Consider the following 13590-nt stretch of genomic DNA (forward strand, 5'->3'; position numbering starts at 1 on the left):
AGAAGTTACAGCGTGGCGCAGCTGTAGCTGGAGGCGGCATTGACGTCGCCCGTTCCGCCGTACTTTGGCCAAGTCGGGAAACGGCAAAGGGGGCGGGTGCGAATGGTCGTCTTGCCATCGGCACTTGGCTTGGCCACCGTCAGAGCATCGCTGGGCGCCTGGTTGTTTTCCACCCAACTGTCCAACGCCGCCAGGTAGTCGATCATGAACGCACCAGGGCCAGTGGTGCCGTGCACCACGCCAGGGAGCATGTAAAACCGCATGAATCCGTCGGTCTTGGTCTGGCCAAGCTTGGTCACCACGCTGCCGTAGTAGTTGGAACTGTAGGCGGGTGGGACCAGATGATCGCTTGCACCTGCCCATAGCAGCAGTTTTCCGCCTCGATCCGCAAAGGCATGGAGGTCGGGATTGGTCGCATTGACCTTGTTCGAGAGTTCCAGCCAGCGGGCCGCGTCCGAGCCTAGCGTGTATCCCAGCACCGTCGTGTTGACATCGGAAGTCACCTGGTATTTGAGCCAGAAGTCCGAGAAGAAGAACAAGGAGCTCGCAGGCTGGGTGGCGCTTGCCCCGAATTGCATGGCGGTCAGGCCCGCAGCCGCATCGGCTTCTGCGCCCATGCCGAATGCCGGGCCGACCGTGATCCCATTCGCGACGGGCACGGGCAGAGGCGTGTCGGTTCTGACAAAGTTGATCGTTGCCAGTTGCTCATCGGACAGGCAGGTGTCCCCGGTGTCGACGCCGGCGGGGCAGCGAAGCGTCTGGGTATCGAAGCTGCATGCCCCGGTGTTCGAGATGATGCCGTCGGCAACGCCATCGAGGGCATCGCAGGCGGCCAGCTGCGCATCCGCATACAGCTTGACTTTCGCAGGGTTCAGCCAACCCATGCCACCATTTGAAAACGCAAGCTGAGCAACGGCGGTGCCTTTTTGAATGACGTTGCTGTAGTCGACGACAGGTTCGCCTGCCACGATGCCATCGTAGTTCTCCGGATACCTTTGCGCCTGCAGCAGAGCTTCCCGGCCGCCAGTCGATACACCCCAGAAATACTTTCGGGTCGGCGCGCTTTCATACACCGTCTGCAATGCCGCTGTCGCGGCTTTCAACACCTGCGGGTGGTAGTTGAATGCAAAGTTGTCAAAGGCGGATGGGTTGTTGAGGGTGGAACTCAGATTCGATGTCTGGACGCCGCCATCCGCCCCCACGAACGCATAGCCCCGCATCCTGGCCTCGCTCCCACTGAACATCGTCACCATGTCGGACGTCCTGACCTCGCCGTTGTAGCCGCCACCGCCCAGCTGAACAAGTTTCTTGTTCCACTGGGAATCTTCAGGAAGATCAATCCGGAAATTGATCGTCGACGTTGGCGAGCTGACGATGGTGCCTTTGGCTTCACAGGTTTGTGGCTTGTCGGGTGCGGCTGCCACCAGCTTGGTGGAAGCGATGGTTCCGCCGCCCACCGCCTTGCCGGCCAGTTGGCTGCAACGTTCGGCAAAGGTGAGCTTGGGCGCGCTGTTGTCGCCTCCTCCGCAGCCGGCCAAAGCCGCAACCAGGACCACTGATAAATGCGGCGCCGCTCTTAGAGCTTGTCTCATGGTGTCGTTCTCCGTTGTGTTGTGTGCAAGGACGGTTTCAAGCCCGGCGATCTCGCTCTTCTCTCAGGCACAAGTCGCAATGCCTCTGATGAAAAGCCTCATTCTTTGCCGAACAACATACACTTGTGTATGGTCAAGCGAAGATAGTTCTCAGTGGAAAATATTCAGAGAGTGTTTACCCTATTCCATACATAACTGAATGTTTGTATGGCTTGCTCAGTGCGGGCTTTTTCGAAAGCCCTGGCGCTGGCACCGTCCAGGTCGCCCAGGCAGGCCGTTCTTTGCATCGGTTCCGCTGCGGCAGCGAGCAGATATCATTCGGCGATGCCAGTGAACAGTCCCGCCCGATCTCATGCGAAATCGGCCACCGCGGCCAAGTCCGCGGTGGGAAAATCCCGTCCTCCGAAGAGCACACCCGAAGCGCGTGCTCAGTTGACGCCGGATGACTGGATCGAGGCGGCCACGGAACTGCTGATCGTCAAGAGCATCGACGCCGTGCGTGTCGATGTGCTGGCCAAGATTCTGAACGTGACGCGTGGAAGCTTCTACTGGCATTTCACCGATCGCGATGACCTGTTGAAGCGCGTGCTGATCAGTTGGCAAGAGGCGCAGACCGAACAGATCATCGCGCGCTACAAAAAACAAGGCGTGGCCGCGGAGGATCTGATCCGCGAGCTGGTGGAGTTGCCGTTTCACGGTCGAGCCGCCATGAAGGGTTCGTCGGTGGAACTGGCGGTTCGGGCCTGGGCCCGGCGCGACGAGGAAGCGCGCATGATCGTCGATCAGGTCGATGCCAAGCGGCTGGCCTACATCACGGAGTGCTTTTCTTCCTTGGACTTCAACGCCGCGGAAGCCAAGGCACGTGCCTTCGTGCTGTATTGCTACATGCAGTCGGAGTCGCTTTTCAGGAATCAGGGCAGCGCTGGCGACAAGAGTGAACGCCGCAAGTTCATCTCGAAAATGCTTCTGCTGCCCGGCAAAGACTGAGGTTCCTCAAAAAAATCAGCCTCCGCATTTAAGGACCCGCTCGAGCGGGTCGCTCTGTGAAGGTGAGGTCGTCGATACCCGGCGCCCCAACCGATCAAGGAGTACCCACCATGTTGAGCCTGCACACCAACTACGCTTCGCTGAGCACCCAGAACGCGCTCGGCGCCACGCAGAAGACCCTGACGACCTCCATGTCCCGCCTGGGCACGGGTTTCCGCATCAACTCCGCCATGGACGATGCCGCCGGCCTGCAGATCGCCACCCGCATGAACGCCCAGTCGCGCGGCATGGCCGTGGCGATGCGCAACACGCAGAACGGCATCTCGATGATGCAGACCGCCGAAGGCGCGTTCAAGGAAATGACGAACATCATCACCCGCATGAAGGACCTGGCCACCGAAGCCGCCAACGGTTCGGCCACCCAGGAAGACCGCGACGCCCTGCAGTCCGAATTCGACCAGCTCGGCGAAGAACTCGGCAACATCATGACGAACAGCTCGTTCGCTGGCGAAGCCCTGTTCAGCAAGGATGGCACGGCTGGCAAGCTTGGCGCCGCCGCCGTGACCTTCCAGATCGGCGCGACGACCGCCGAAACCATGGACGTGGACGTGACCGACGCGCTGGGCGACCTGGGCACCGACCTCGACGCCGTGGTGGCTTCCTACACCGCTGGCGTGACCGCCGGCACCCCCGGCACCGAAATCGCCACCGCCGCCGCCGCCAACACCGCGATCGACGACCTGGCCGACGTGCTGGACTCCATCGGTGCCGTGCGCGCCCAGCTGGGTGCTTCTTCCAACCGCCTGGAAAGCGTCTACAACAACCTGGGCAACCAGCGCACCCAGACCGACGCCTCCAAGGGCCGCATCATGGACGTGGACTACGCCGCTGAAACGGCCAACATGACCAAGAACCAGATGCTGATGCAGGCCAGCACCTCGATGCTCAAGCAATCGTCGAGCATGTCGCAGCTGGTCATGTCGCTCATGCAGTAAACCGGCGACTTCGGCCGCCCTCCACGGCGGCTCGAGGCGACAAAGCCAGCCGGTGACTCGGCTGGCTTTTTTTCATTTCACGCGCAAGGCGCCTGAACCTGGGTGGGTGGACGGAGGCCTCCATGAACATCGATCGTGTCACCGCCGCGAGCCTCGCGCCGCAGCGCCAGCCCGCCCGGGAGGGTGCGCCGCGCCCGGCCGTGGGCGAGCACATCGCCCTGCGCTACGAGGGGCGGGACGAGCATGGCGTGACGTTGCGGCGCGATCGCGGCGCCACGCTGCGCCTGCCTCCGCAAGGCGCCTGGGCCCAGGGCCTTTCGGTGGGCGACATGGTGTGGATGCGGGTGCTGGCGACCGAGCCTTCGCTCGAACTCGAGTTCGTCGCGCCCCGGCCCGGCGTGCCGGGCGCCCCCGCATCACCCGACGAACTGCCCGCGATGCGCCTGGACCAGGCGGCCCTGCGGGCCTACCAGTGGAAGCTGCCGTCGCCCACCGAACTGGCCGCCGCGTGGCGCGTCATCCTCACCTCGCGCCACATGGACCTGGGCCTGCAAGGGCTGGCGCTGCTGGAGCGCCCGCCGCTGGCGCTGCCCGGCCCGCACACGGCGCCCGGTGCGCCGCCGTCGGAGCGCGGCGAACCCGGCCACTGGAGCTTTCACCTCTACGCCTGGGGCGGCCTGAGCGTGGCGCTGCGCGTGGCCGCCGCGCCGCTGTGGGAGCGCCGCAAGCCCCGGCCGCGCGAGGAGGGACCCGCCGGCCTGGAGGTGGCGCTGACCCTGCCGCAGGCCGGCCCGATGACGGTTCAGCTGCTGTGGCTGGGCGGTGGCCTGGCCATGGCCCTGATGCCCCGACAAGCTCAGGTGCTGCCCTTGCTGCGCGAGCTGATGCCGGAGCTGGCCGCGGCCCTGGGCCGCCTGGGCGCGCCGCTGGTCAAGGTGCAACTGGGCACGCCGCTCGCGCCCTTGCCGTCGGGTGGCTTGAGTTACCGGCCCGACCCCGCGTCGTCGCTGTTGCTGCACGCCCTGGCCGAGGTGGTGAGTGGTGTGGCGCGGCACTGGCCGGTGCCGCCGGACGCGCAGGCCTGAGGGCCGCTCAGCCGAGCGAGCCGACGATGGCCACTTCCCGCTGCTCGGGCACCTCGTTGTAGGACAGCACGTGCAGGCCCGGCGCGAACAGCCGCGCGTAGCGCGCCAGCAGGGGGCGCACCTGGGGCATCACCAGCAGCAGCGGCGTGGCCGCCATCTGTTTCATCTGCTCGCGCGCGATGGGCATGTGGGACTGCAGCTGGTTGAGCAGGTTGGGATCGATCGGGAAGTTGTCCAGCGCGACCTTGCCGGCGCTGCGCGCCTGGTTGAGCGCGCCCAGCAGCAGGTTCTCCAGCTCGCCGCCCATGTTGAAGGCCTTGATCTCGCCGGTCTGGCCGCACAGCGCGCCGACGATCTGGCGGCGCAGCGTGCAGCGCACCTCGGCGGCCAGCAGCAGCGGGTCCTTGGTCTGCTCCGCGTTCTCCAGCAGGGTGGTGGCCACGGGCACGATGTCCTTGAGCGAGACGTTCTCGGCCAGCAGCGTGCGGAACACCTTGAGCAGCATGCTGTGGGTGAAGGCCTTGTCCAGCGCGGCCGACAGCTTGGGCGCGAGCGAGGCCAGGCGCTCCATCAGCGCGTTGACGTCGTCGTGCTGGAACAGCTCGCCGAGGTTCTCGCGCATCAGCTTGGTCACGTGCGTGGCGATCACCGTGGGCACGTCCACCACCTGGTAGCCCATGCCCAGGGCGTGCGCCTTCTGCGCCGGCTCGATCCAGATCACCGGCATGCGAAAGGAGGGGTCGGCGCCGGGGATGCCGTCGATGTCGCCGTACACCTGGGGCCCCGGGATGGCCATGAGCCGGTCGGCGAACACCTCGGCCTGCGCCAGCACCGTGCCGTGCATGAGCACCGAGTAGAAGTTGGGCTTGAGGCCGAGGTCGTCGCGCGCGCCGATGGGCGGCAGCACCACGCCCATGCCTTCGCTCAGGGTCTGTCGCACACCCTTGAGGCGCTTGGCGAGCACGGCGCCTTGCCCGGGGTCGATCAGGCCCACCAGCTTGTAGCCCACCGACACGGCCACCGGCTCCACCACCGGCAGGCTCTTCCAGTCGATCTCGGGCTGGCTCTCGGTCAGCAGGGCCACCTGCACCTGGGCGCTGGGGTCCGGCGGGGCCACCACCACGCGCGACCCCATGCGCCACGCCACGTAGCCGAGCACGCCGGCGAAGGCGAAGAAGATGAAGGTGGGCATGCCCGGGATGGCGCCCAGCAGGGCCATCAGACCGGCCGCGCCGTACAGCACGCCGGGCGAGGCCAGCAGCTGGCCGGTGATCTGCTTTTCGATGTCGCCCGACTCGCTGGCGCGGGTGACGATGATGGCGGCCGCGGCGGAGAGCAGCAGCGCCGGGATCTGCGCGACCAGGCCGTCGCCGATGGTCAGCAGCGCGTACAGCTTGAACGACTCGCCCAGCGAGAGGTCGTGCATGAAGCTGCCGATGAGCACGCCGCCGATGAGGTTGATCAGCAGGATCAGGATGCCGGCGATGGCGTCGCCCTTGACGAACTTGGAGGCGCCGTCCATGGCACCGTAGAAGTCGGCTTCGCCCGCCACTTCCTTGCGGCGCGCCTGCGCGCCTTCCTGGTTGATGAGGCCGGCGTTGAGGTCGGCGTCGATCGCCATCTGCTTGCCGGGCAGGGCGTCCAGCGTGAAGCGCGCCGACACCTCCGAGATGCGCTCGGCGCCCTTGGTGACCACCAGGAAGTTGATGATCATCAGGATCACGAACACCACCAGACCGACCACGAAGTTGCCGCCGATCACCACGTGGCCGAAGGCCTCGACCACCTTGCCGGCCGCGTCCGTGCCCTGGTGGCCGTTGAGCAGCACCACCCGCGTCGAGGCCACGTTGAGCATCAGGCGCAACAGCGTGGCGCCCAGGATGACGGTGGGGAAGATGGAGAAGTCCAGCGGTCGGCGGCTGTTGACCGCGACCAGGATCACGATCAGCGAGAGCACGATGTTGAACGTGAACAGCACGTCCAGCAGCAGCGGTGGCAACGGCAGGATCACCATCGTCAGCATCGCCAGCAGGAAGAGCGGCGCGGCGTAGCGCATGCGCTGCAGGTCGGACCAGAGTGACTTGAGGACGTTCATGGCGGGCTTGGTGTCAGGTCAGGTGGGCGGGGACGTGGAGGTCGGCGGGCAGCGCAGGCTGCGCCTTGCGGCCGCCCTCGCGGTAGGCGCGCAGCTGGAGCACATAGCGCAGCACGAGCGCCACGGCCTGGTACAGCGCGGCCGGGATCTGCTGCTTGACCTGGCTGGTGTTGTAGATGGCGCGCGCCAGCGGCGGCAGCTCCAGCACCTCCACCTGGTGTTCGGTGGCCAGGGCGCGAATGTAGAGCGCGAGCTCGTCCACACCCTTGGCAATCACATAGGGCGCTTCGGCCTTCTGCGTGTCGTACTTGAGCGCCACCGCGTAGTGCGTGGGGTTGACGATCACCACGTCGGCGGTGGGCACGATCTTGCGCACGCTGCGTTTGGCGATCTGCTGCTGCAGCTGGCGGATGCGCTGGCGCACCTCGGGCCGGCCTTCGCTGGTCTTGTGCTCTTCCTTCAGGTCGCGCTTGCTCATGCGCTGTTCGCGCAGGAAGACGAAGCGCTGCAGCGGCAGGTCGATCAGCGCGAACACCACGAACACGCTGCACAGGGTGAAGATGCCGGTGATCGCCAGGCCCATGGCCTGCGCCAGCGCCTCGTGCAGCGGCAGGCCCTGCAGCCGCAGGAAGGCCGGGCGCGTGGAACTCGCGGTGTGCCAGAGCACGCCACCCAGGCAGGCCGCCTTGGCGGCGGTGGTGGCCCAGTCGATCAGGTGCTTGGGCTTGGTGATGCGGCTGAAGTAGCTCAGCGGGTTCAGCCGCTCCAGCTTGGGCATGAACTGGTCGGTGCTGAGCACCCAGCCGCTGGGGAACAGCGTGAACGCGGCTACGATGATGGGGATGAGCGCCAGGGGCAGCACCATCTTGCCCACCAGCAGGATCGCCGGCTTGAAGGCGTTGGACCACATGTTGTCCAGCGCGGCCTCGCCGTCGAGCATCACGAAGCCCAGGCCGAACAGGTGCTTGAAATCGGCCAGGTACGAGGGCGCCATGATGACGATGAGCTGCAGGCTGCAGACCAGGCCCACGGCGGTGGCCACGTCCTTGGAGCGGGCGACCTGCCCCTTCTCGCGCGCCTTGCGCAGCTTCTGCGCGCTGGCGTCTTCGGTCTTTTCCCCGGTGTCCTGCTCGGCCATGGCTTACCTCGCCACCATCATCTGTTCGAGCATGCCCAGCACGCGCGAGGTCAGACGCACGTACTGCTCGGGGATGTAGCGCACCAGGCCGGAGAGCATGAACAGGCCGAACACGATGATCAGCGAGAAGCCGAGCGAGAACAGGTTGAAGGCCGGCGCGATGCGGTTGAGCAGGCCGAAGCCGATCTGCACCACCAGCGCCGAGAAGATCACCGGCAGGGCCAGCAGCAGGGCGGCCGAGAAGACCCAGGCCACCTGCAGCGGCAGCATCTCCAGCGCCACCTGCGGGATGCCGCCGCCCACCGGCCAGGACTTGAAGCTCGACCCCATCACGCCGTTGAAGACCAGGTGGCCTTCGACGGCGAAGAACACCAGGATGCTCATGACGTAGAGCAGGGTGGAGACCACGTCGGAGGACACGCCGCTCATGGGGTCGTTCATGACCGCCATGGACAGGCCCATCTGCGACGAGGCCATGAAGCCCAGCAGGGTGAAGACCGCCATGATGAGCTGGAAACACAGGCCGATGATCAGGCCGATCACCACCTGCTCGATGGTGGTGACGATGCCGAGCAGGGAGAAGGGGGTGATCGGCGCCGGGGGCTGTGCCACCGGCAGCAGCACCACGGCCAGCGCCAGCGCCAGCAGCACGCGCACGGTGATCGGCACCATGTTCTCGCCCACCACCGGCATGAAGGACAGCATGGCCAGCAGCCGCACGAAAGGCCACCACATCGCCAGCAGCGTGGCCAGCAGTTGACCGAAGACCGGCTCCATGGGGCTCACGTCAGATCGCCAGCTGCGCGGCGCGTTCGAAGATGGCGATGCAGTAGTCCATGAGCTTGCTCGCCAGCCACTGCCCCATGAAGATGATGGCCAGCAGCGTCACGATCAGGCGGGGCAGGAAGCTCAGCGTCTGCTCGTTGATCTGCGTGGCGGCCTGGAACAGGCTCACCACCACGCCCACGACCAGGCTGGGGCCGATGAGCAGCGTGACCAGCACCACCACCAGCTTGAGGCACTCGGCGACCAGTTCGACGGCGATCTCGGGCGTCATATCGCGCGCACGCTGGTCACCAGCGTGTTGACCGTCAGCGTCCAGCCGTCCACCAGCACGAACAGCAGCAGCTTGAGCGGCAGGGAGATCACCAGCGGGGACAGCATCATCATGCCCATGGCCATCAGCACGGACGAGACCACCAGGTCGATGACCAGGAAGGGGATGAACAGCATGCAGCCGATCATGAAAGCCGTCTTGAGCTCGCTGAGCACGAAGGCGGCGAGCTTGACGGTGAAGGGGTGCAGCGCGGGGTCGGTGACGGCCGGCGCGCCGGCCAGGGTGGCGATCTGTTCGAGCGCGGGCTTGCTGGTCTGCGCGAGCATGAAGCGCGAGAGCGGCGCCTCGGCGTTCTTCAGCGCCTGGGCCAGGGTGATCTTGCCCTCGTCGTAGGGCTGCAGGGCATCGGTCCAGATGCGCTCGCCCACCGGCCGCATCACCAGCAGGGTGAGGATGAGCGCGATGCCGGTGATGATGCGGTTGGGCAGGCCCTGCTGCAGGCCCAGCGCCTGGCGCAGCAGCGAGAGCACGATGACGAAGCGGGTGAAGCTGGTCATCATGAGCATCATGGCCGGGAGCAGACCCAGCAGCGTCATGATGATCAGGATCTGCGTGCGAACCGTGTAGTCGGTGGTGCCGCCGCTGGTGTTGCTGCTGAAGATCTGCAGCCCTTGACTCCCCGCCTGCGCCAGCGCATCGGTGGGCGCCAGCCCCGTGAGCGCGGCCAGCGTGACGGCGCCCAGGAGCAGGGTGCCGGGTCGAAGGGCGCGTGGCGTCATGCGGCCAGGCTGTCCAGGTTCAGGTCGGAGATCTCGACCACTTTCAGGCCGTAGTTTTCGCCGGAGATCACCACCACAGCCTTGCCGATGGACACGCCATTGACCTTGATGGTCAGCGGCTCGCCGGCCAGCGCATCGAGTTCGACCACGCTGTCGGTGCTCAGGTGCGCCAGGTCTTCCAGCGACACCCGGGTCGAGCCCAGCTCCAGCGTGAGCGTGACCGGGATCTTGCGCATGAGGCCGCCCATGCCCAGCCGGGGTGCCGGGGCCTCGAACGCCACCGGTTCCGCCACGGGTTTCTCGGCCGGGCCGTCCATGTAGGACAGCAGTTCGTCGATGCCGCCGGCGGCGTCGGCTGGGAGGGGCGCGGTGAGGTTTTCCATGGCGGTTCAGACTTCTTGGAGGGAGGTGAGACAGAGCTTGCCGCCGTGCTCGACCACGCTGGCCTTGAGCACCGGGCTGTCCTGGATGCGCACGGTGGCCAGGCCGAGGTCGACCGGCAGCACGCTGCCAGGCCGCAGCGCCATCACGTCGCCCAGCGACAGCGGCTTCTCCAGCAGCCGCACGTCGAGCAGCATGGGCAGCTGCCGGCGCAGGGTGCTCGGGTCGATGGGTTTTTTCGCGGGCTTGCGCCGGGGTGGCGCCAGGGCGCGCAGCAGGGCGTCCAGGGCGCTGTCTTCCAGCACCCAGTTCAGCCGGCCCATGGGGCGGCCCTGCGCGTCGAGCAGGTCGCAGCCCAGGAACAGGGCCTGGGCATCGGTGGGGCCGCCGAAGCCATGGCGCTCGGCGTCGAGCACGGCCGGTGCGGTGTCCGTGGCGGCGCGCTCCTGCAAGCCGCTGAGCAGGCGCGCCGAGAGGCACTGCACGAGGCGCTTGCCCACCTGCGCGGCGAGCCGCTGTTCGGTGGCGGTCTCCGAGCGCTGCAGCGTTTCCTGATCCAGCTGGCTCCAGTTGCTCATGCCCAGGCGGCGGGCCAGCAGCGCGAGCGCGGCCTGGCGATCGATGGAGAAACCCAGGCGGCCGGCGGCCGTGTCGAACAGGAACCAGCGCAGGGGCCTGTGCGGATGAACCCGGCGCGAATGCTCGATGCGCCCCAGCTGGAAGCCCGGTGCGGTGCGGGTGGCGAACAGGCTTTCCACGGCGGCCGCCAGGTCGGCGTGGAGGACCTGGCAAAAACGGTCCAGCACGTGAACGGGGCGGCCCAGCTCGCAGGTGTCGATCACCGTCATGAGCGCCCCGCGGGCGGGCCCGATGATCTTCGTGGTCGCGGGCATGCGGCTCAGATCGGCAGCTTGATGAGGTCGTCCAGGCCCGAAACGACCTTGTTGCGCACCTGCATCATCATTTGAAAGTTGAGCGAGGCTTCCTGGCTCTTGAGCATGGCGCCCACCAGGTTGTCGCTCTGGCCCGTCTCGACCGCGCCCACCATCGCCTGGGCCTCGTGGCCCTTGTCGTCCACCGAGCGGATCAGGCCGCCGATGTGGTCGGTGAACGAGCGGGCGCCCTGGCCCCCGCCGAGCGGCAACGCCTCGGCGATGTGCGACTCGCTGGCCTTGATCTGCGCAAGGCTGCTCTGGATGTTCAAAAGCATGGAGCTGTTCATGGGCGCGGCGGCGTAAAGGCTTGGGGTGAAGAAAGTATCGAGGGGCGAGGGCGCGGCCGACCCAGGTCAACAGGCTGAAAACCCGGCGTTGAAGCCTCCTGCGGCGCCAGCGACGGCGCGTTTTCCGCGGGGAATGAGGCGAAAGGTATGCACCGCGACCGCACGGCGGATGAAGGCGCTTTCTTTCCTCAAGACGCCCGAAGCGGCGCCGATAGTTGGCGGATCAACTTCTGAATATCGGCGCTGACGGCGCTGCATCCACCGGCCGACTCTGGCCATCAACCCCGAGAAAAACGTGAATTTCATCCAGTCTTTGAAGGTCGGCCCTCGCCTGATCGCCGCCTTTCTCGTCATCTGCACCATCTGCGCCCTGGTGGGCGGCATCGGCATCCTCAACATGTCGAAGATCAACGACGAGGCCACCAAGATGTACAGCCTTGAGCTGATGGGCCTCTCCCACATCAAGGAAGCCAACATCAACCTGATCTATGCCGGGCGCGCCCGCTCCAACTTCATGCTGGCCACCACCGAGGACGAGCGCGCGGCCCACAAGGCGACCCTGGAAAAGAGCCTGACCGCCGCCGACGAGTTGCTGGACAAGGCCGCGCCCCTGTTCTATTCGCCGAAGGCCAAGGACATGTTTGCCGAGGCCGAAGCCTCGCTGGCCGCCTACCGCCAGCACCTGAACACCGCGCTCAGCCTGGCCGCGCAGGACGCTCTGCTGTCCACCCGCAGCGAGGCGTTGACCAAGGCGCTGGACGACGCCCGCATCGAGTCCACCAAGGTGGACAACCTGTTCACCGAACTCTCCCGCATGAAGGAAGGCGCGGCCAGCAAGGCCAACGACCTGACGGACCAGCTCTACGCCACCAGCCTGACGATGATGCTGGCCCTCATCGCGGCCGCCGTGGGCATCGGCATGGTGCTGGGCCTGGTGATCAGCCGCTCCATCACGCGGCCGCTGAACGAGGCCGTCCGCGTGGCCGAGACCGTGGCCGCCGGCGACCTGACCTCGCGCATCGAAGTCACCAGCACCGACGAAACCGGGCAACTGCTGAACGCGCTCAAGGCCATGAACACCAGCCTGCTCAACATCGTGAGCAACGTGCGCTCCAGCTCCGAGTCGATCGCCACCGGCAGCTCGCAGATCGCGATCGGCAACAACGACCTGAGCCAGCGCACCGAAGAACAGGCGAGCAACCTCGAACAGACCGCGGCCTCGATGGAAGAACTCACCTCCACGGTGCGCCAGAACTCGGAGACCGCGCGCCAGGCCAACCAGCTGGCCACGACCGCCAGCGAGGCGGCCGTGCAGGGCGGCGACGTGGTGGGGCAGGTGGTGGGCACCATGCAGGACATCACCGAGAGCTCCAGGAAGATCGCCGACATCATCGGCGTGATCGACGGCATCGCGTTCCAGACCAACATCCTGGCGCTGAACGCCGCGGTGGAAGCCGCGCGCGCCGGCGAGCAGGGCCGGGGTTTCGCGGTGGTGGCCGGCGAGGTGCGCAACCTGGCGCAGCGCAGCGCGGGCGCGGCCAAGGAAATCAAGCTCCTGATCAACGAGAGCGTGGAGAAGGTGGAAGCCGGCTCGCGGCTGGCCGACGACGCGGGCCGCAACATGGAGAACATCGTGTCGCAGGTCAAGCGCGTGACGGACATGATCACCGAGATCAGCGCGGCCGGCGTCGAGCAGTCGCAAGGCATCAGCCAGGTCAGCGACGCGGTGAACCAGCTCGATCAGGTCACGCAGCAGAACGCCGCCCTGGTGGAAGAAAGCGCCGCCGCGGCCGACAGCCTCAAGAGCCAGGCCAGCCGGCTGGCGGAGATCGTCGCGGTGTTCAAGGTCTGAGGCCCGCTAAGTGGTTGATGGATAACGACTTTTAAGAAATCCTCGCGGGAGCGCCGGCCCCGCCAACCCCGCGTTGGCGGGGCCGGCGTTTTTCAACCTGCCACAATTGGCCATTGGGCCTCGATGGTGAAATTGGTAAACACAGGGGACTTAAAATCTGTTTTGTCAAGTCCTTCTTGCTTGCGCCAACGGGCCAGAAGGCCAATAGTGACAACGGTTTGCGAGCGTCCATGATGCAGCTTCATAGCTTGGCTTGACGGTCAGGAGCCAGCTAGGCGCCAGTAGATGGAGGTAGGTGTTTCCAGCGCATTGCACGCTACGCCCGAGTGGTGAAATCGGTAGACACAAGGGACTTGAACAATTTGAGCCTTCGGGGGGAAACGCCCGGAGTGAAGCCCGTCAAAATC

Annotated in this window: 14 protein-coding genes; 4 read left to right on the forward strand and 10 right to left on the reverse strand. The window is 66.0% G+C overall.

What is annotated here, in order from left to right; all coding sequences use genetic code 11:
• Positions 1-5: 5 nt before the first annotated feature.
• Complete coding sequence (locus ABSY19_RS25995) at positions 6-1592, reverse strand: tannase/feruloyl esterase family alpha/beta hydrolase (RefSeq protein WP_382157211.1); 1587 nt, start codon at positions 1590-1592, stop codon at positions 6-8.
• 324 nt (positions 1593-1916) lie between these two features.
• On the opposite strand from ABSY19_RS25995, the gene ABSY19_RS26000 reads away from it, so the two are divergent.
• The 3 genes from ABSY19_RS26000 to ABSY19_RS26010 all read left to right on the forward strand — a co-directional run bounded on the left by ABSY19_RS26000 (position 1917) and on the right by ABSY19_RS26010 (position 4659).
• Positions 1917-2579: a TetR/AcrR family transcriptional regulator gene (locus ABSY19_RS26000; protein WP_382157213.1), complete on the forward strand. Its 663-nt coding sequence runs from the start codon at positions 1917-1919 to the stop codon at positions 2577-2579.
• A 110-nt stretch (positions 2580-2689) separates the two neighbouring features.
• Positions 2690-3574, forward strand: a complete 885-nt coding sequence (locus ABSY19_RS26005; RefSeq protein ID WP_382157215.1) for a flagellin — start codon at positions 2690-2692, stop codon at positions 3572-3574.
• A 122-nt stretch (positions 3575-3696) separates the two neighbouring features.
• Positions 3697-4659 (forward strand): hypothetical protein, encoded by a 963-nt coding sequence (locus ABSY19_RS26010; RefSeq protein WP_382157217.1) that lies wholly within the window; start codon positions 3697-3699, stop codon positions 4657-4659.
• Positions 4660-4666: 7 nt separating this feature from the next.
• Here the strand turns inward: ABSY19_RS26010 and ABSY19_RS26015 are convergent, their stop codons facing one another.
• From ABSY19_RS26015 to ABSY19_RS26055, 9 genes are all read right to left on the reverse strand, one after another.
• Positions 4667-6754: a flagellar biosynthesis protein FlhA gene (locus ABSY19_RS26015; protein ID WP_382157219.1), complete on the reverse strand. Its 2088-nt coding sequence runs from the start codon at positions 6752-6754 to the stop codon at positions 4667-4669.
• Positions 6755-6767: 13 nt separating this feature from the next.
• Positions 6768-7892 (reverse strand): flagellar biosynthesis protein FlhB, encoded by a 1125-nt coding sequence (locus tag ABSY19_RS26020; protein ID WP_382157221.1) that lies wholly within the window; start codon positions 7890-7892, stop codon positions 6768-6770.
• 3 nt (positions 7893-7895) lie between these two features.
• Positions 7896-8669, reverse strand: a complete 774-nt coding sequence (fliR, locus tag ABSY19_RS26025) for a flagellar biosynthetic protein FliR (RefSeq protein WP_382163950.1) — start codon at positions 8667-8669, stop codon at positions 7896-7898.
• A gap of 10 nt (positions 8670-8679) precedes the next feature.
• Positions 8680-8949 (reverse strand): flagellar biosynthesis protein FliQ, encoded by a 270-nt coding sequence (gene fliQ / locus ABSY19_RS26030; RefSeq protein ID WP_291112544.1) that lies wholly within the window; start codon positions 8947-8949, stop codon positions 8680-8682.
• Positions 8946-9728 carry a flagellar type III secretion system pore protein FliP gene (gene fliP / locus ABSY19_RS26035; protein ID WP_382157223.1) on the reverse strand — a complete coding sequence of 261 codons (783 nt, stop codon included), beginning with the start codon at positions 9726-9728 and terminating at the stop codon, positions 8946-8948. Before fliP ends, fliQ begins: the two co-directional genes overlap by 4 nt.
• Positions 9725-10111, reverse strand: coding sequence for a FliM/FliN family flagellar motor switch protein (locus ABSY19_RS26040; protein WP_382157225.1), 387 nt, complete (start codon positions 10109-10111; stop codon positions 9725-9727). Before ABSY19_RS26040 ends, fliP begins: the two co-directional genes overlap by 4 nt.
• Positions 10112-10117: 6 nt before the next feature.
• Complete coding sequence (locus ABSY19_RS26045; RefSeq protein WP_382157227.1) at positions 10118-11002, reverse strand: FliM/FliN family flagellar motor C-terminal domain-containing protein; 885 nt, start codon at positions 11000-11002, stop codon at positions 10118-10120.
• Between the two features lie 5 nt (positions 11003-11007).
• On the reverse strand, positions 11008-11319 hold the full coding sequence (locus tag ABSY19_RS26050) for a flagellar hook-basal body complex protein FliE (RefSeq protein ID WP_382157229.1): 312 nt from the start codon (positions 11317-11319) through the stop codon (positions 11008-11010).
• Positions 11320-11397: 78 nt separating this feature from the next.
• On the reverse strand, positions 11398-11637 hold the full coding sequence (locus ABSY19_RS26055; protein WP_382157231.1) for a hypothetical protein: 240 nt from the start codon (positions 11635-11637) through the stop codon (positions 11398-11400).
• Between ABSY19_RS26055 and ABSY19_RS26060 the strand changes: the two genes are divergently transcribed.
• A complete protein-coding gene (locus tag ABSY19_RS26060; RefSeq protein WP_382157233.1) occupies positions 11627-13183 on the forward strand; it encodes a methyl-accepting chemotaxis protein in 1557 nt (518 codons plus the stop codon). The two genes, ABSY19_RS26055 and ABSY19_RS26060, sit on opposite strands and share 11 nt — an antisense overlap.
• Positions 13184-13590 lie beyond the last annotated feature (407 nt).

This window comes from Hydrogenophaga sp. ANAO-22, assembly GCF_042466645.1.
Taxonomy (GTDB): domain Bacteria; phylum Pseudomonadota; class Gammaproteobacteria; order Burkholderiales; family Burkholderiaceae_C; genus Hydrogenophaga.